19 protein-coding genes are annotated in these 14,939 nt (G+C 54.1%); 7 read left to right on the top strand and 12 right to left on the bottom strand.

The genetic code is table 11. From position 1 onward, the window contains the following. Positions 1–20: 20 nt before the first annotated feature. Positions 21–650, bottom strand: a complete 630-nt coding sequence (rlmE, locus tag SB719_RS13080) for a 23S rRNA (uridine(2552)-2'-O)-methyltransferase RlmE (protein WP_039382266.1) — start codon at positions 648–650, stop codon at positions 21–23. Positions 651–776: 126 nt separating this feature from the next. Here rlmE and yhbY point away from each other — a divergent pair, with 126 nt between their 5' ends. Continuing rightward, the gene (yhbY, locus tag SB719_RS13085; RefSeq protein WP_065650275.1) at positions 777–1,070 is read left to right on the top strand and encodes a ribosome assembly RNA-binding protein YhbY; all 294 of its coding nucleotides are present in this window, start codon (positions 777–779) and stop codon (positions 1,068–1,070) included. Positions 1,071–1,191: 121 nt separating this feature from the next. Here yhbY and greA read toward each other — a convergent pair whose 3' ends face one another. Beyond that, a complete protein-coding gene (greA, locus tag SB719_RS13090) occupies positions 1,192–1,668 on the bottom strand; it encodes a transcription elongation factor GreA (protein WP_039382260.1) in 477 nt (158 codons plus the stop codon). A gap of 246 nt (positions 1,669–1,914) precedes the next feature. Between greA and dacB the strand changes: the two genes are divergently transcribed. The 3 genes from dacB to pmrB are packed head-to-tail and all read left to right on the top strand — an operon-like array spanning position 1,915 to position 5,068. Next, positions 1,915–3,348, top strand: a complete 1,434-nt coding sequence (dacB, locus tag SB719_RS13095) for a serine-type D-Ala-D-Ala carboxypeptidase (RefSeq protein WP_304236402.1) — start codon at positions 1,915–1,917, stop codon at positions 3,346–3,348. Further along, entirely contained in the window at positions 3,348–4,010 is a 663-nt protein-coding gene (gene pmrA / locus SB719_RS13100; RefSeq protein WP_065650277.1) for a two-component system response regulator PmrA, read from the top strand. Before dacB ends, pmrA begins: the two co-directional genes overlap by 1 nt. Beyond that, entirely contained in the window at positions 4,007–5,068 is a 1,062-nt protein-coding gene (gene pmrB, locus SB719_RS13105) for a two-component system sensor histidine kinase PmrB (RefSeq protein WP_065650278.1), read from the top strand. Before pmrA ends, pmrB begins: the two co-directional genes overlap by 4 nt. A 58-nt stretch (positions 5,069–5,126) precedes the next feature. Here the strand turns inward: pmrB and cgtA are convergent, their stop codons facing one another. The 3 genes from cgtA to rplU form a co-directional block, all read right to left on the bottom strand. Further along, positions 5,127–6,302, bottom strand: a complete 1,176-nt coding sequence (cgtA, locus tag SB719_RS13110; RefSeq protein WP_065650279.1) for an Obg family GTPase CgtA — start codon at positions 6,300–6,302, stop codon at positions 5,127–5,129. A gap of 248 nt (positions 6,303–6,550) precedes the next feature. Continuing rightward, complete coding sequence (rpmA, locus tag SB719_RS13115) at positions 6,551–6,808, bottom strand: 50S ribosomal protein L27 (protein ID WP_006121751.1); 258 nt, start codon at positions 6,806–6,808, stop codon at positions 6,551–6,553. Between the two features lie 15 nt (positions 6,809–6,823). After that, positions 6,824–7,135, bottom strand: a complete 312-nt coding sequence (gene rplU / locus SB719_RS13120) for a 50S ribosomal protein L21 (protein ID WP_039382246.1) — start codon at positions 7,133–7,135, stop codon at positions 6,824–6,826. Positions 7,136–7,389: 254 nt separating this feature from the next. Here rplU and ispB point away from each other — a divergent pair, with 254 nt between their 5' ends. Then, positions 7,390–8,361, top strand: coding sequence for an octaprenyl diphosphate synthase (ispB, locus tag SB719_RS13125; RefSeq protein ID WP_065650280.1), 972 nt, complete (start codon positions 7,390–7,392; stop codon positions 8,359–8,361). Positions 8,362–8,589: 228 nt separating this feature from the next. Further along, the gene (locus SB719_RS13130; RefSeq protein ID WP_065650281.1) at positions 8,590–8,883 is read left to right on the top strand and encodes a helix-turn-helix domain-containing protein; all 294 of its coding nucleotides are present in this window, start codon (positions 8,590–8,592) and stop codon (positions 8,881–8,883) included. 56 nt (positions 8,884–8,939) lie between these two features. Here the strand turns inward: SB719_RS13130 and murA are convergent, their stop codons facing one another. The 7 genes from murA to mlaF form a co-directional block, all read right to left on the bottom strand. Continuing rightward, positions 8,940–10,199 (bottom strand): UDP-N-acetylglucosamine 1-carboxyvinyltransferase, encoded by a 1,260-nt coding sequence (gene murA, locus SB719_RS13135; RefSeq protein WP_412159290.1) that lies wholly within the window; start codon positions 10,197–10,199, stop codon positions 8,940–8,942. A 46-nt stretch (positions 10,200–10,245) separates the two neighbouring features. Beyond that, a complete protein-coding gene (gene ibaG / locus SB719_RS13140; protein WP_039382236.1) occupies positions 10,246–10,503 on the bottom strand; it encodes a BolA family iron metabolism protein IbaG in 258 nt (85 codons plus the stop codon). 114 nt (positions 10,504–10,617) lie between these two features. Then, entirely contained in the window at positions 10,618–10,923 is a 306-nt protein-coding gene (mlaB, locus tag SB719_RS13145) for a lipid asymmetry maintenance protein MlaB (RefSeq protein ID WP_065650284.1), read from the bottom strand. Next, complete coding sequence (mlaC, locus tag SB719_RS13150) at positions 10,923–11,561, bottom strand: phospholipid-binding protein MlaC (RefSeq protein ID WP_065650285.1); 639 nt, start codon at positions 11,559–11,561, stop codon at positions 10,923–10,925. Before mlaC ends, mlaB begins: the two co-directional genes overlap by 1 nt. A gap of 19 nt (positions 11,562–11,580) precedes the next feature. Next, positions 11,581–12,114 (bottom strand): outer membrane lipid asymmetry maintenance protein MlaD, encoded by a 534-nt coding sequence (gene mlaD / locus SB719_RS13155; RefSeq protein WP_065650286.1) that lies wholly within the window; start codon positions 12,112–12,114, stop codon positions 11,581–11,583. Positions 12,115–12,118: 4 nt separating this feature from the next. Further along, a complete protein-coding gene (gene mlaE / locus SB719_RS13160; RefSeq protein WP_065650287.1) occupies positions 12,119–12,901 on the bottom strand; it encodes a lipid asymmetry maintenance ABC transporter permease subunit MlaE in 783 nt (260 codons plus the stop codon). Between the two features lie 4 nt (positions 12,902–12,905). Then, a complete protein-coding gene (mlaF, locus tag SB719_RS13165; protein WP_065650288.1) occupies positions 12,906–13,721 on the bottom strand; it encodes a phospholipid ABC transporter ATP-binding protein MlaF in 816 nt (271 codons plus the stop codon). Between the two features lie 225 nt (positions 13,722–13,946). On the opposite strand from mlaF, the gene SB719_RS13170 reads away from it, so the two are divergent. Further along, entirely contained in the window at positions 13,947–14,930 is a 984-nt protein-coding gene (locus SB719_RS13170) for a calcium/sodium antiporter (protein ID WP_065650289.1), read from the top strand. Positions 14,931–14,939: the final 9 nt, after the last annotated feature.

Raw genomic sequence — 14,939 nt, forward strand, 5'->3', positions numbered from 1 at the left:
TTTGACGCCGGTAATCGGGCCTACAGTTTGCGCCCTGTCGCCACAATATACACTTCACGTGAACGTAACCGCGAAGCGTCTGGCTTACGAATTTTCACTTTCGTAAATAGGGAGCGAATTTCCCGGAGGTATTCATCGAAGCCATCTCCCTGAAACACTTTCACAACAAAACTGCCGCCGGGAGCCAATACATCCCGACACATTTCCAGCGCCAGTTCAACTAAATACATTGAACGTGGAATATCCACAGCCGGCGTGCCGCTCATGTTAGGTGCCATATCTGACATCACTACCTGAACTTTCTGGTCCCCTACCCGCTCAAGCAGCGCTTTCAGCACAGCCTCGTCGCGGAAGTCACCCTGCATAAAATCAACGCCGACAATCGGATCCATGGGTAGCAGATCGCAGGCAATAACCCGCCCGCTGTTGCCAATCTGTTGTACCACATATTGTGACCAGCCACCGGGCGCCGCGCCTAAATCCACTACGGTCATACCGGGTTTAAACAGCTTGTCACCCTGCTGAATTTCATCAAGTTTAAACCAGGCACGCGAACGCAGCCCTTTTTTCTGTGCCTGAAGCACATATTTATCGCTAAAGTGTTCCTGAAGCCAGCGACTGGAACTGGCCGAACGCTTTTTACCCGTCATAATTTTTCCAGTTAAATCGTCATCGTAGCGATAAATCAGCGCGCAATGGGTAGCGATGATTTGGCGATATACCCGAGATGGCGGTAGAATGACCCGTTTTCAATCCCTGAGTAAGCAAAAAATACGATGAATCTGAGTACCAAACAAAAACAGCACCTGAAAGGCCTGGCCCACCCACTGAAGCCAGTAGTCATGCTGGGCGGCAACGGCCTTACTGAAGGCGTGCTCGCCGAAATCGAACAGGCGCTTGAGCATCACGAACTGATTAAGGTGAAAATTGCCTCAGAAGATCGCGAAACCAAGCAGCTGATCGTTGAAGCTATTGTACGTGAAACCAACGCCAGCAATGTGCAGGTTATCGGCAATGTGCTGGTGCTGTACCGCCCGGCGAAAGAGCGTAAAATCACGCTGCCTCGTTAAGCTACACACTACGCGCGGCGCTGCGGGCAGAGAAAGTGCCACGCTCACGCATGCGATAAAAGGCCGCCATGCGGCCTTTTTCCTTTCTTTACAATCTGCCCTGCGTCACCACAGCGGGTGCTTACAGATATTCAACCTTCAGCACTTCATACTCCACATCACCGCCTGGCGTTTTCACAATAGCTACGTCATCGGCCTCTTTACCTACCAGACCCCGCGCCATTGGAGAGTTAACCGAGATCAGATTTTGTTTAAAATCTGCTTCATCGTCACCCACAATGCGGTAAGTAAACTCTTCGTCTGTATCAACATTCAGCACAGTTACCGTGGCACCGAAAATGACGCGACCGGTTTTTGGCATAGATGTGATGTCGATCACCTGCGCATTAGAAAGTTTAGCTTCAATCTCCTGAATACGCCCTTCGCAAAACCCCTGCTCTTCACGCGCAGCATGGTACTCGGCGTTTTCTTTCAGGTCGCCATGCTCACGAGCTTCAGCGATGGAGGCGATGATGCGCGGACGCTTTACGGTTTTCAGTTCGTTCAGCTCTTCACGCAGCTTCTCAGCGCCTTGTAACGTCATCGGAATCTGATTCATTTTGGCTCCTCGTCTCTATCCTGGTTAACGGTGTCATCCTGACTGGTGACAGCAGAAAAATCGCTTCTGCGGCACACGGCCCCTTTTCAAAAGCAAAAGAACCCTGACCCGGAAAGCTTTCCGGGTCAGGGATCGGTTTTGCATTTTGATACGTATTTTACCCCAGAGTTCCCTGTGGGTCATCGTTTACTTTGCCCTGTCCGGGGACGTAGTATTGACGCCCCATCCGTCAGTTACCGCGAGATTATGCGATTTTCACGACTTGTTACCGGACTAACCTGCGCGGTAATGCTGCAGGCACAAGCGGCCCCCGTTGAAGAATACATGCAGTATTTACCTGACGGCGCGAACCTGGCGCTGATGGTACAGAAAGTGGGCGCATCAACCCCTATTATCGACTATCACGGAAAACAGATGGCTTTACCGGCCAGCACCATGAAAGTGATCACGGCGCTGGCGGCACTTCTGGAGCTGGGACCCGACTTCCGCTTTCAGACTACGCTTGAGACACGCGGTGCCATTACCGACGGCACGCTGAATGGCGATCTGGTGGCGCGCTTTGGCGGTGATCCTACGCTGAGCAGGCAGAATCTGCGCAATATGGTCGCTGCGCTGAAGCAGCAGGGCATCACCCATATTAAAGGCAATCTGGTGATTGATACCTCTGTTTTTGCCAGCCATGATATGGCTCCCGGCTGGCCATGGAACGACCTGACCCAGTGCTTCAGCGCACCACCCGGCGCGGCGATTGTCGACAAAAACTGTTTCTCGGTGTCGCTTTACAGTGGCAAAACCGCCGGCGAAACAGCCTTTGTTCGTATCGCTTCTTATTATCCGGCCCATATGTTCAGCCAGGTCCGGACGCTTGCTCCTAACAGTGGCGAAGGCCAGTACTGCGAGCTGGATGTGGTGCCGGGTGAACTCAACCGCTATACGCTGACAGGCTGTATGCGCCAGCGTGCAGAGCCGCTGCCGCTCGCCTTTGCGGTGCAGGATGACGCCGCCTGGTCCGGTGAGATCCTGAAAGCGATGCTGCGTGCAGCGGATATCGACTACAGTGGCCATCTGGTACGCCAGACGCAGGTTACGTCGCCGGGCACCGTACTGGCCTCCACACAATCCGCACCGCTGCATACGCTGCTGCGCATGATGCTGAAAAAATCGGACAATATGATTGCGGATACGGTATTCCGCACTATCGGCCATCACTACTTTAACGTACCAGGTACGTTTCGTGCCGCCTCTGATGCCGTGCGGCGAATTCTGCGTGAAAAAGCCGGTATCGATATGGGTAACAGCATTCAGGTCGATGGTTCCGGCCTCTCGCGTCACGATTTGATCTCTCCGGAAACAATGATGCAGGTGCTGCAGTACATCGCTAAAAACGATGCCACGCTCAACTACATCTCCATGCTGCCGCTGGCCGGCTACGATGGCACGCTGCAGTATCGTGGTGGTCTGCATGAAGCGGGGCTTGATGGCAAAGTCTCAGCAAAAACCGGTTCTCTGCAGGGCGTCTATAATCTGGCTGGGTTCATCACCACGTCCAGCGGTGCGCGGGTTGCCTTTGTGCAATTCCTGTCAGGCTATGCTGTACCGCCGGAAAATCAGAAAACGCGGCGCATTCCGCTGGTACGCTTTGAAAGCCGCCTCTACACGGACATTAACAAAAACAACTAATGAAATTGTTAATTGTTGAAGATGATGCACTGCTGCAGTCGGGTCTGGCACAGGCACTGAGCGCTAAGGGCTATGCGGTCGACTGCGCCGGCAGCGCTGCAGAGAGTAACGCGCTGTTGCGCAGCGGTCAGTATACGCTGATCGTACTGGATCTTGGTCTGCCGGATCGCGACGGCGCCTCGCTGCTGCGCCAGTGGCGGCGCGAAGGCCTTACGATCCCGGTGCTGATCCTGACGGCGCGTGATGCGCTGGAGGATCGCGTTGAAGGTCTTGATGCCGGCGCGGATGATTATCTGATCAAACCTTTCGCGCTTGCAGAGCTGCAGGCGCGGGTGCGGGCGCTGATCCGCCGCTATCAGGGTCACAGCGATAACCAGCTGCAGCAGGGCGATCTGACACTCAATCTCAGTTCTCAGCAGGTACTGCTTGAAAATCAGTCAGTAGATATTACGCCCAAAGAGTTTGCGCTGCTGACGCGCCTGCTGATGCGCATCGGACAAAATGTGCATCGTGAAACGCTGCAGCAGGATCTTTACAGCTGGAACGACGATCCCGGATCCAACACGCTGGAAGTGCATATTCACAACCTGCGCCGCAAGCTGGGTAAAGATCGTATTAAAACGGTGCGCGGGGTGGGTTACCGGCTGGAACTGCGCGAATGAACAGTATGCGGCAGCGTTTACTGATCATGCTGGCGCTGATCCTGCTGATCTGTCAGGTGATGAGCGTGATCTGGCTCTGGCACGAGAGCCGGGAACAGATCAGCTTTCTTGTCAATGAAACACTCTCGGCGCAGGCGCGCAATCAGCGGGTAGAAAATGAGATCCGCGAAGCGATCGCTTCGCTTTTGCTGCCCTCACTGGTCATGGTATGCCTGACGCTGCTGCTCTCATTCTGGGCGATCAACTGGATTATTCGTCCGCTCAAACTGCTGCAGGACAGCCTGGCGCATCGCTCCGCCGATAATCTCACTCCCCTGCCGGTGTATGCTGACATGGATGAAATTGTTGCCGTCACCGGCGCGATCAATCAGCTGTTCTCCCGTCTGGACCATACGCTGCAGCAGGAGCGGCTGTTTACCGCCGACGCAGCGCATGAATTGCGTACGCCACTGGCAGGACTGCGGCTGCATCTGGAACTGCTGCAGCAGCAGCACGTGCCGCAGAGTGAGATGCTGATTAGCCGGATTGATCAGCTGATGCACACCGTAGAGCAGCTACTCATGCTGTCACGTGCCGGTCAGGCGCTGGCGGGCGGCCACTATCAGCAGCTGTGGTGGCAGCAGGATATTATGCAGCCGCTGAAACCCGAGATGGACGAGCTGTTGCTACAACGTCAGCAGCAACTGTACTGGCCAGAGGGCCATGATATCCCGCAGCAGGGAGAAGCCGTGCTGTTGCGTCTGATGCTGCGCAATTTGCTGGAGAACGCCTCGCGCTATAGCCCGGAAAACAGCGAAGTGCGGGTTAAGCTGTACCAGGATGCACAGCAGGTAAAAGTCGAAATATGGGATGAAGGGCCAGGTATTGACGCCGGCGCCGCAGAGGAGTTAACCCAGGCCTTTCGCCGTCGCGATCAGCGCTATGGCGGCAGCGGACTGGGCCTGAATATCGTACTGCGTATTGTGCAAATGCATCGCGGTACCCTGACGCTGGAAAATCGTGAAGATCGCAGCGGACTGATTGCCCGCTGTACGCTGCCACATCAGCTCAACGGCTAAACACCCCCCCGGTTATCCCGATAAAAAAAGCGGCCCGGAGGCCGCTTTTTAGCTGCGATTAGCGCTGATAGATAATTTCAACGCCTTCGTCGTCTTCATCATCCCAGTCCTCATCCCAGTCATCATCTTCTTCCACTTCCTGAGCGGTCTCCAGCGCTTCACGGTGATAGTCATCCCACATGAACGCGACCTTCTCAGGCTGCTTCTCTTCTTCTTCCGCTTCTTTCGGATTGGCGATGATAAAGCTCATCACATCCCAGCAGAGCTCATTAACACCGGTACGGCTGGCTGCGGAGATCAGATAATATTTTTCATCCCAGCCGAGAGCTTCTGCAATCGCTTTAGCGCGGCTTTCCGCTTCTTCCTGACTCAGCAGGTCAGTTTTGTTGAACACCAGCCAGCGCGGCTTCTGATAGAGCTTATCGCTGTATTTTTCCAGCTCGCCAAGAATGATACGGGCGTTTTCTACCGGATCGGTTTCGTCGATAGGCGCAATGTCGATCAGGTGCAGCAGAACGCGACAGCGCTCAAGATGCTTCAGGAAGCGAATGCCCAGACCAGCACCTTCCGCTGCGCCTTCGATCAGCCCCGGAATATCTGCCACGACAAAGCTTTTTTCACTGTCCATGCGCACAACGCCGAGGCTGGGAACCAGGGTGGTAAACGGATAATCCGCCACTTTTGGTTTTGCCGCAGACACAGCGCGGATAAAGGTCGATTTACCGGCATTTGGCAGACCCAGCATGCCAACATCGGCCAGCAGCATCAGTTCCAGCTGCAGATCGCGTTTCTCGCCTGGCGTACCCATGGTTTTCTGGCGCGGAGTACGGTTAACCGAGGACTTGAAACGTGTGTTACCAAGCCCGTGCCAGCCGCCTTTCGCCACCATGAGTTTTTGCTCATGGCGCGTCATATCGCCCAGCGTTTCACCGGTGCCCTGATCGATAATGCGCGTACCGACCGGCACTTTGATGGTGACATCTTTACCGCGTTTGCCGGTACAGTCGCGGCTCTGACCATTCTGACCGCGCTCAGCGCGAAACGCTTTTTCAAAGCGATAGTCAATCAGGGTATTAAGGTTTTCATCTGCCAGCAGATAGACGTCACCGCCGTCACCGCCGTCGCCGCCGTCCGGGCCGCCTTTAGGGATATATTTTTCACGGCGGAAGCTAACGCAACCGTTGCCGCCATCACCTGCGACCACAAGGATCGTTGCTTCATCAACAAACTTCATTCTATTTCTCCGTCACACTGTCGTCTGTCGCTGTACCCAGCGGCAGACGGGTCCGCCAGGGTCTTCTGTGCTGACCGGCGGCGGATAATGCAAATCTGGTAATATGACCTGTACAGAAAGTGTACAACAAACTGCACAGCTCAGTTAGCGGTGAATCGATAACCGGCGGCAGAATGTAAAAAGCCCCGCAAAGCTGCGGGGCCTTTCCTTCGTGTGTTCAGACGATGAACGTCTGCAGCACGACAACCTTACTCAGCAACGATGCTGATATATTTACGGTTGTTCGGGCCTTTCACTTCGAATTTAACTTTGCCGTCTGCGGTAGCAAACAGGGTGTGGTCACGACCACAGCCTACGTTGTTACCGGCGTGGAACTTGGTGCCACGCTGACGAACGATGATGCTACCTGCCAGAACAGATTCACCACCGAAACGCTTAACACCCAGACGTTTTGCGTTGGAGTCGCGACCGTTACGGGTCGAGCCACCAGCCTTTTTATGTGCCATTTGTCAGATCTCCTCTTACGCGCTGATCGTCGTGATTTTCACATCAGTGAACCACTGACGGTGACCAGCTTGCTTACGGTAGTGTTTACGACGACGAAACTTAACAATCTTGATTTTTTCGCCGCGACCGTGAGCAACAACTTCTGCTTTGATCATACCGCCTGAAACCAGTGGCGCGCCGATTTTCACGTCTTCGCCATTTGCAATCATCAGAACCTGGTCGAACTCAATGGTTTCGCCGGTTGCGATGTCCAGCTTTTCCAGGCGAACGGTCTGACCTTCGCTTACTCGGTGTTGTTTACCACCACTTTGGAAAACCGCGTACATATAAAACTCCGCTTCTGCGCTTGCCTTTCTGTGTAATCAGGCGGCGCGATAATATTCACAATAGGGCGCGAATTCTACGCAAATATCCAGCAGAAAACAAGCGCACTTTGCACTCTCCTGCAGAAAAAAAGCGCAGAGTGAATGCAACCGTTTCTCATCCTGAATTTTCAAGTACAATCAGTAACAGATTACCTGAACTCACGCTGGGTAAAAGCGCCTACCATGCAAAAAACCAGTCAAAGCTGAACAGACGAATGAACCTAGAACAAATTAACGAACTAACCGCGCAGGATATGGCGGCCGTCAACCAGACCATCCTCGACCAGCTGAATTCAGATGTCTCACTGATCAACCAGTTGGGCTACTACATTGTCAGCGGCGGAGGAAAACGCATTCGTCCTATGATTGCCGTGCTTTCAGCGCGTGCGCTCAACTATCAGGGTTCGCTGCATATCACCAACGCAGCGCTGATTGAATTTATCCACACGGCAACGCTGCTGCATGATGACGTGGTAGATGAGTCAGACATGCGTCGCGGGAAAGCCACTGCCAATGCAGCGTTTGGTAATGCCGCCAGCGTGCTGGTGGGTGATTTTATCTATACGCGCGCTTTTCAGATGATGACCAGTCTGGGATCCCTGAAGATCCTGGCGCTGATGTCAGAAGCGGTGAATGTGATCGCAGAAGGCGAAGTGCTGCAGCTGATGAACTGTAACGATCCCGATATCACTGAAGAGAGCTACATGCGCGTGATCTACAGTAAAACGGCGCGTCTGTTTGAGGCCGCTTCCCAGGCCTCAGCGATCCTGGCAGAGGCTTCGCCTGCGCAGGAGAAAGCGCTGCAGGATTATGGTCGCTACCTTGGCACAGCTTTCCAGTTAATTGACGATCTGCTCGACTACAGTGCCGATGGCGAGACGCTGGGTAAAAATACCGGTGATGACCTCAGCGAAGGTAAACCGACGCTGCCTCTGCTGCACGCCATGCATCATGGCACCCCAGAGCAGGCCACGATGATCCGCAGCGCTATTGAGGAAGGTAACGGGCGGCATTTGCTGGAGCCGGTGCTGGCTGCTATGCAGCAGACCGGGTCCCTGGAATGGACGCGTAAACGCGCTGAAGAAGAAGCAGATAAAGCGATTGCTGCGCTACAGCTGCTGCCTGAGAGTCCATGGCGTACTGCGCTTGAAGCGCTGGCGCATATGTCAGTGCAGCGCGACTTTTAATCTCTGACGGAGCCACCCGGCTCCGTTTTTTATTCTCTCCGTACTTTCCTGCCCCCGTTTGCACAAGTTTGCACACTTTTTGAGAATACCAGCCGGGTTTTGCAACTAGGGTGTAACAATTACTGGAAATTAATGGAACCTTTTTGCTATATAGAGCCGTTAATTTCCAGTTTTACCCTTCACTGCCGTGGCAGCGATTACGCATTACATGGATATGGAGAACAAGTTATGCAGACAAGGAAAGAGGATTGGCATCCTGCAGATATTATCGCAGCGCTACGTAAACGTGGCACTTCACTGGCGGCACTGTCACGTGCCTCAGGGCTTTGCTCCTCAACGCTCGCAAATGCGCTGTCTCGTCCCTGGCCTAAAGGTGAGTGGCTGATCGCAACGGCGCTTGAGGTACACCCGGCAGAGATCTGGCCTAGCCGCTATTACGATCCTGACACCCTGCTTCTGCTGGATCGCAAAAAACGGATCCGATCGCCCGATAGCCTGAAAAAGATCCCGCCTAAGAAATAACAAAAAAAAACCAGCCACACTGCTGTGACTGGTTCTATTACATCGTCGTATCTGGCTTATTCGCCGCTGATACGCTCGATGTTTGCACCCATCGCTTTCAGCTTATCTTCGATATGCTCATAACCGCGATCGATATGGTAAATCCGGTCAACAACCGTGGTGCCTTCAGCAATACAGCCGGCCAGCACCAGGCTTGCAGAAGCGCGCAGATCTGTCGCCATAACCTGTGCACCCGAAAGCGTCTCCACACCGTGACAAATCGCTGTGTTGCTCTCGATTTCCGCATGTGCACCCATACGGATCAGTTCCGGGATGTGCATAAAGCGGTTTTCGAAGATCGTTTCCGTGATCACACCTGTACCTTCTGCCAGCAGGTTCAGCAGCGTAAACTGCGCCTGCATGTCCGTTGGAAAACCCGGATGCGGTGCGGTGCGAATATTCACTGCTTTTGGCCGCTTGCCGTGCATATCCAGGCTGATCCAGTCTGCACCGGTTTCAATCTCAGCACCCGCGTCGCGCAGTTTAGCCAGCACCGCATCCAGCGTATCCGGCTGTGCGTTACGGCAGAGTACTTTACCGCGCGAGATAGCCGCAGCCACAAGGAAAGTGCCGGTTTCAATACGATCCGGCAGCACGCGATAGACACCGCCGCCCAGACGTTCCACACCTTCAATCGTGATTTTATCCGTGCCTGCGCCCGAGATTTTTGCGCCCAGCGTATTCAGGAAGTTTGCTGTATCGACAATCTCCGGCTCGCGCGCCGCGTTCTCAATTACCGTGGTGCCGGTTGCCAGCGTGGCCGCACTCATAATGGTCACGGTAGCGCCGACGCTGACTTTGTCCATGACAATATGCGCGCCCTTCAGGCGACCATTGACAGAGGCTTTAACATAGCCCTCTTCCAGCTTAATCTCCGCGCCGAGATGTTCCAGACCGGTGATATGCAGATCGACCGGACGGGCGCCAATTGCGCAACCACCCGGCAGTGATACCTGACCCTGACCAAAACGTGCCACCAGCGGGCCGAGCGCCCAGATAGAGGCACGCATCGTTTTCACCAGATCGTACGGAGCGCTGAAGACGTTCACATCGCGCGCATCAACATGTACTGAACCATTACGCTCTGTGCGTGCACCCAGCAGGCTCAGCAGCTTCATGGTGGTGTCAATATCACGCAGCTGCGGCACGTTCTGAATTTCTACCGGCTCTTCTGCCAGCAGCGCGGCAAACAGAATCGGCAGCGCTGCGTTTTTTGCGCCGGAAATGGTCACTTCACCACTTAAGCGGGTGGGGCCTTGCACACGAAATTTGTCCATTAACACGGCTCTCAATTATCTATCAACAAAACAACCAGACGGGTACTCAGAATCCGTTAAGTTTACGGTCGCGAGCCCACTCGGCGGGAGTATAAGTTTTGATGGAAACGGCATGAATACGATTATCCGCAATGTATTCCATCAGCGGCGCATAGACAGCCTGCTGTTTTTTTACCCGGCTTAGTTCACCAAACATTTCGCCCACGGCGATCACCTGGAAATGGCTGCCGTCGTTGCTCATCACGTGGACTTCATCTAATGACAGCGCCTGCATCAGGACTGCCTGAACTTCACTATTTTCCATGGTTTATAACTTCACTTGATAATAATAAGGCGGATATCTTAGAGGAAAGCGGCTGAGTCTTAAATATGCAAAAGCCCCTGAGCGCATCAGGGGCCTGGTTTTTCAGCCGTCAGATCAGACGCTTTTTCCCGCAGAAACAATAATCTGCTGAAGATTATAAAGCGTGATAAGAGAATGGAGTTTATCTGTCACCCCTGAGAACAGCGGCGTACTTCCCTGCGCGCGTACCATCTCGCGCAGATGCACCAGCAGCGCCAGCCCGGCAGAGTCGACTCGCTCCAGAGCCGCGACATCAATGACGTTTATGTTCTGCATGACCGTTTCGCGCTGCTGCCATAGCGTCAGCAGCGTATCCCGATCAAGCTTGCCGCTCAGTACCAGCGTATCCGTACTGCGCTGCCAGCGTAACGATTCACTCATTATTGCTGTTTATCCAGTGTAATAGGTTGTGCCGCAGAGGTTTTCAGCTGGGCAGTGAGGCCATCAATACCTTTAGTGCGCAGCAGATCGCTCCACTCATTCTGCTTGGTGGTGATCATACTGATCCCTTCTGCAATCATATCGTAGGCCTGCCATTTTCCGCTCTGGCTGTTTTTACGCCACTGAAAATCGAGACGCACCGGCGGGCGACCGTTAGGGTCAATAATGGTAACGCGAATAGCCACGATGTTGGCATCACCCAGCGGTTTCTCCGGCTGGATTTGATATGTCTGCCCATGATAAAGCGCCAGCGCCTGTCCATATGCCTGCGCCAGATAGTCACCGAATGCGGCAAAGTAGGCGTTGCGCTGTGCCGGCGTCGCTTCACGATAATAACGACCTAAAACCAGCGCGCCGGCATATTTAATCTGTACATAGGGCAGCAGTTCCTGACGCACAATCTCACGCAGATAATTGGGATCCTGCTTGATCTTTGGTTGTTCATTCTTTAGCCGGGTAAAGGTTTTGGCTGCGGCTTCATTCATCAGCGTGTACGGGTTACTTTGGTCCGTGTCCGCTGCTGTGGCTGCCAGGGGAGCGATTGCCAGCAGGGCAACCATCAGAAAACGTTTCAACATCGTGTTTTACCTCTCTGGATTATTCCGTTGTGGCAGGCGCAGGTGCACGCTCACCATCCTGTGACTGATTCTCTTTGCTGCCGTCGCCGCTTTTATACAGGAACTGACCAATCAGATCCTCAAGCACCAGGGCAGATTTAGTATCGCGCAACGTTCCGCCATCTTTGAGCATAGCTGACCCGAGATCCGGGTCGTCAAAACCCAGATTCAGCGCCAGAAACTGTTCGCCCAGCAGCCCCTGCGTGCGAATGGCCAGTGAACTGGTATCCGGGATTTTATCCGCGTACTGTTCGCTGATATCCATGGTCACGCGCGGCGACAGGCTTTTATCATCCAGCGAAATATCCGTGACGCGGCCAATGACAACGCCGCCAATTTTTACCGGTGAACTGATTTTCAGCCCGCCAATATTGTCGAAGGTGGCGTACAGCTTCCATGTCGGTTCAGTGCCCAGCGATTTGAGATCGGCCACGCGCAGACTGAGAAACAGCAGCGCCACCAGCGCCGCCAGCATAAACACCCCTACCCAAATTTCATTTTTCTTGCTTTGCATTGCATCAGTTCCCAAACATCAGTGCGGTCAGCACAAAATCAAGCCCAAGCACCGCCAGTGAAGCGTGTACGACGGTACGCGTTGTTGCCCGGCTGATGCCTTCCGACGTCGGAATCGCATCGTAGCCGTTAAACAGCGCAATCCAGGTTACCGTGATGGCAAAAACTGCGCTCTTGATCAGGCAGTTAAGGACATCATTATGAAAATCTACCGCGCTTTGCATCGCGGACCAGAAAAAGCCGGGATCGATACCTTTCCAGCCCACGCCAACCAGCGCGCCACCGGCAATACCGACCGCGGTGAAAATCAGCGTCAGCAGCGGCATACTGATAAAACCCGCCCAGAAACGTGGCGAGACCACGCGCCGCAACGGATCAACCGCCATCATCTCCATGCTGGAAAGCTGCTCTGTGGCTTTCATCAGCCCAATCTCTGCCGTCAGCGCCGAGCCGGCGCGCCCCGCAAACAGCAGCGCCGTGACAACCGGTCCCAGTTCACGCAGCAGCGACAGCGCCACCAGCATGCCAAGACTGGTCTCTGCGCTGTAAGTGGTCAGCACTAAATACCCCTGCAGTCCCAGCACCATGCCAATAAACAGCCCGGACACCACAATAATCAGCAGCGAGAGTACGCCAACGCTGTAGAGTTGCTTGATCAGTAATGGCGCATGGCGACGAAAAGCGGGTTTTCCCACCAGCGCATGAAACAGCATCAGACCGGCCCGGCCAAAAGTCGCACAGCTGTTTATTCCCCGACGCCCGAACGACGCCAGTGCCTGTAACACCATGAGTTTACTCTCTCCCTGTCCGGGTCAAATCACTAAGATAGTCGCCGGCGGCGAAACGAAACGGCACCGGACCATCAGCATGCCCATCAATGAACTGGCGTACCCGCGGATCGGCATTCTCCTTCAGCTCCCGGGTGCTGCCTTCGGCAATGATTTTTTGTCCGGCAACAATATAGGCGTGATCGGCGATGCTCAGTACTTCAGGCACATCGTGTGACACCACAATACAGGTCACGCCCAGCGAGTGGTTCAGCTCATCAATCAGCTTAACCAGCACGCCCATGGTTATCGGATCCTGTCCGACAAACGGCTCATCGAACATAATAAGTTCGGGTTCCAGCGCAATGGCTCGCGCCAGCGCAGCGCGTCGTGCCATCCCGCCGGAGAGTTCTGCCGGCATAAGCTTCGCCGCGCCGCGCAGCCCTACGGCTTCAAGCTTCATCATTACCGTGCTGTGCAGCAGTTCCGGCGGCAACTGCGTGTGCTCGCGCAGTGGCCAGGCGACGTTTTCATAGACGTTAAGATCGGTAAACAGCGCGCCTGACTGAAACAGCATGCTCATTTTCTTACGGGCTTCATAGAGCCTGCGCCGTGACAGGCTGGGGATATTCTGTCCCTGAAACCAGATTTCGCCTTTGTCAGGCTGCAACTGACCGCCAATCAGGCGTAACAGCGTTGTTTTTCCGATACCGGAAGGCCCCATAATCGCGGTAACTTTGCCCGCCGGAACCGTAAGTGAAATATCATCGAATATCGTGCGATCGCCGCGGGTGAAACTCACTCCGCGCACCTCGACCAGATTCGTTTGCTGCTGAGTCATTATTACCTCGTTAAGCGGGTCGGGCGTAATAAATGGGGTGGATGGTAGCCTGGTACACCGCAATTCACGATAGTTTTACAGAAACTTACCGGTTCAGTGTGGCGAAAACGGTCATTAAATTTACTTTTGTCGCTCAGAGAGTCAAAATCAGCGGCTGACTCCCCCGCGTCTCAGGTTTTTTTGCCGGCCAGGGTCCGCCGGCACCGTATCCACCAAGGATTTTTCATGTTTGTAGCTACCGCCCTGCTGTTTATCGGATTGCTGTTACTGGTTTACGGGGCCGATCGACTGGTCTTCAGCGCCGCCATTTTATGCCGATCGTTTGGTATTCCGCCGCTGATTATTGGCATGACGGTAGTGAGTATCGGCACATCTCTCCCGGAGCTGATTATCTCATTTTCAGCTGCGCAACATGGACAGATGGATTTAGCCGTGGGCACCGCGCTGGGCTCAAATATTACGAATATCCTGTTAATTTTGGGTGGCGCAGCGTTACTTCATCCTTTAACCGTACACTCCAATTTGATTCGGCGCGAACTTCCGCTACTGCTGCTGGTGTCTTTACTGAGCGGCATTATGCTGTTTGATAATTACCTCAGCCGGCTGGATGGGGTGGCGCTGCTGCTAATGGCGCTGTTCTATCTGCTGACGGTTATACGCATTGCCCGCCGCGCCGGGCATGACAACAGCGATACGCTCACCCGGGAGCAGCTGGCAGAGCTGCCGCGCGATGAAGCAGGTAACACGGTGGCTTTTCTCTGGCTGGCAGTCGCGCTGATTATATTGCCGATGTCGACCCGCATGGTCATCGACAATGCCACCGTTTTTGCTGACTATTTTGGCGTGAGCGAGCTGGTGATGGGCCTGACGCTTATCGCTGTAGGGACCAGTTTACCGGAGCTGGCCACGGTGGTCGCAGGCGCGCTGAAAGGTGAAGATGATATAGCGATTGGCAATCTGATCGGCGCCAATATTTTCAACCTGGCGATTGTTCTTGGCCTGCCCGCGCTGTTTCATCCGGGTGAGGTCAATCCGCTCGCGTTCAGCCGTGATTACTGGGTGATGCTGGGCGTCAGCGTGCTGTTTGCCCTGTTTTGTCTGCTGCGTAAACGGCGCGTAGGCCGGTTAGCAGGCACGCTGTTACTGAGCGGATTTCTTCTCTGGGTGCTATGGCTGTGGCTCAGCCCCACCCTTCTTACTGGCTATTAAGGATGCACT

The sequence above is a fragment of the Pantoea sp. SIMBA_079 genome (assembly GCF_046940275.1).
Classification (GTDB): domain Bacteria; phylum Pseudomonadota; class Gammaproteobacteria; order Enterobacterales; family Enterobacteriaceae; genus Pantoea; species Pantoea borealis.

What these genes read in the sequence shown, in the direction of transcription:
- cgtA (WP_065650279.1), bottom strand. Translation starts at nt 6,302, where the DNA reads ATGAAGTTTGTTGATGAAGCAACGATCCTTGTGGTCGCAGGTGATGGC.
- mlaF (WP_065650288.1), bottom strand. Translation starts at nt 13,721, where the DNA reads ATGACTCAGCAGCAAACGAATCTGGTCGAGGTGCGCGGAGTGAGTTTC.
- rlmE (WP_039382266.1), bottom strand. Translation starts at nt 650, where the DNA reads ATGACGGGTAAAAAGCGTTCGGCCAGTTCCAGTCGCTGGCTTCAGGAA.
- greA (WP_039382260.1), bottom strand. Translation starts at nt 1,668, where the DNA reads ATGAATCAGATTCCGATGACGTTACAAGGCGCTGAGAAGCTGCGTGAA.
- SB719_RS13170 (WP_065650289.1), top strand. Translation starts at nt 13,947, where the DNA reads ATGTTTGTAGCTACCGCCCTGCTGTTTATCGGATTGCTGTTACTGGTT.
- mlaE (WP_065650287.1), bottom strand. Translation starts at nt 12,901, where the DNA reads ATGGTGTTACAGGCACTGGCGTCGTTCGGGCGTCGGGGAATAAACAGC.
- pmrA (WP_065650277.1), top strand. Translation starts at nt 3,348, where the DNA reads ATGAAATTGTTAATTGTTGAAGATGATGCACTGCTGCAGTCGGGTCTG.
- rpmA (WP_006121751.1), bottom strand. Translation starts at nt 6,808, where the DNA reads ATGGCACATAAAAAGGCTGGTGGCTCGACCCGTAACGGTCGCGACTCC.
- murA (WP_412159290.1), bottom strand. Translation starts at nt 10,199, where the DNA reads ATGGACAAATTTCGTGTGCAAGGCCCCACCCGCTTAAGTGGTGAAGTG.
- ispB (WP_065650280.1), top strand. Translation starts at nt 7,390, where the DNA reads ATGAACCTAGAACAAATTAACGAACTAACCGCGCAGGATATGGCGGCC.
- rplU (WP_039382246.1), bottom strand. Translation starts at nt 7,135, where the DNA reads ATGTACGCGGTTTTCCAAAGTGGTGGTAAACAACACCGAGTAAGCGAA.
- pmrB (WP_065650278.1), top strand. Translation starts at nt 4,007, where the DNA reads ATGAACAGTATGCGGCAGCGTTTACTGATCATGCTGGCGCTGATCCTG.
- mlaC (WP_065650285.1), bottom strand. Translation starts at nt 11,561, where the DNA reads ATGTTGAAACGTTTTCTGATGGTTGCCCTGCTGGCAATCGCTCCCCTG.
- dacB (WP_304236402.1), top strand. Translation starts at nt 1,915, where the DNA reads ATGCGATTTTCACGACTTGTTACCGGACTAACCTGCGCGGTAATGCTG.
- mlaD (WP_065650286.1), bottom strand. Translation starts at nt 12,114, where the DNA reads ATGCAAAGCAAGAAAAATGAAATTTGGGTAGGGGTGTTTATGCTGGCG.
- yhbY (WP_065650275.1), top strand. Translation starts at nt 777, where the DNA reads ATGAATCTGAGTACCAAACAAAAACAGCACCTGAAAGGCCTGGCCCAC.
- ibaG (WP_039382236.1), bottom strand. Translation starts at nt 10,503, where the DNA reads ATGGAAAATAGTGAAGTTCAGGCAGTCCTGATGCAGGCGCTGTCATTA.
- mlaB (WP_065650284.1), bottom strand. Translation starts at nt 10,923, where the DNA reads ATGAGTGAATCGTTACGCTGGCAGCGCAGTACGGATACGCTGGTACTG.
- SB719_RS13130 (WP_065650281.1), top strand. Translation starts at nt 8,590, where the DNA reads ATGCAGACAAGGAAAGAGGATTGGCATCCTGCAGATATTATCGCAGCG.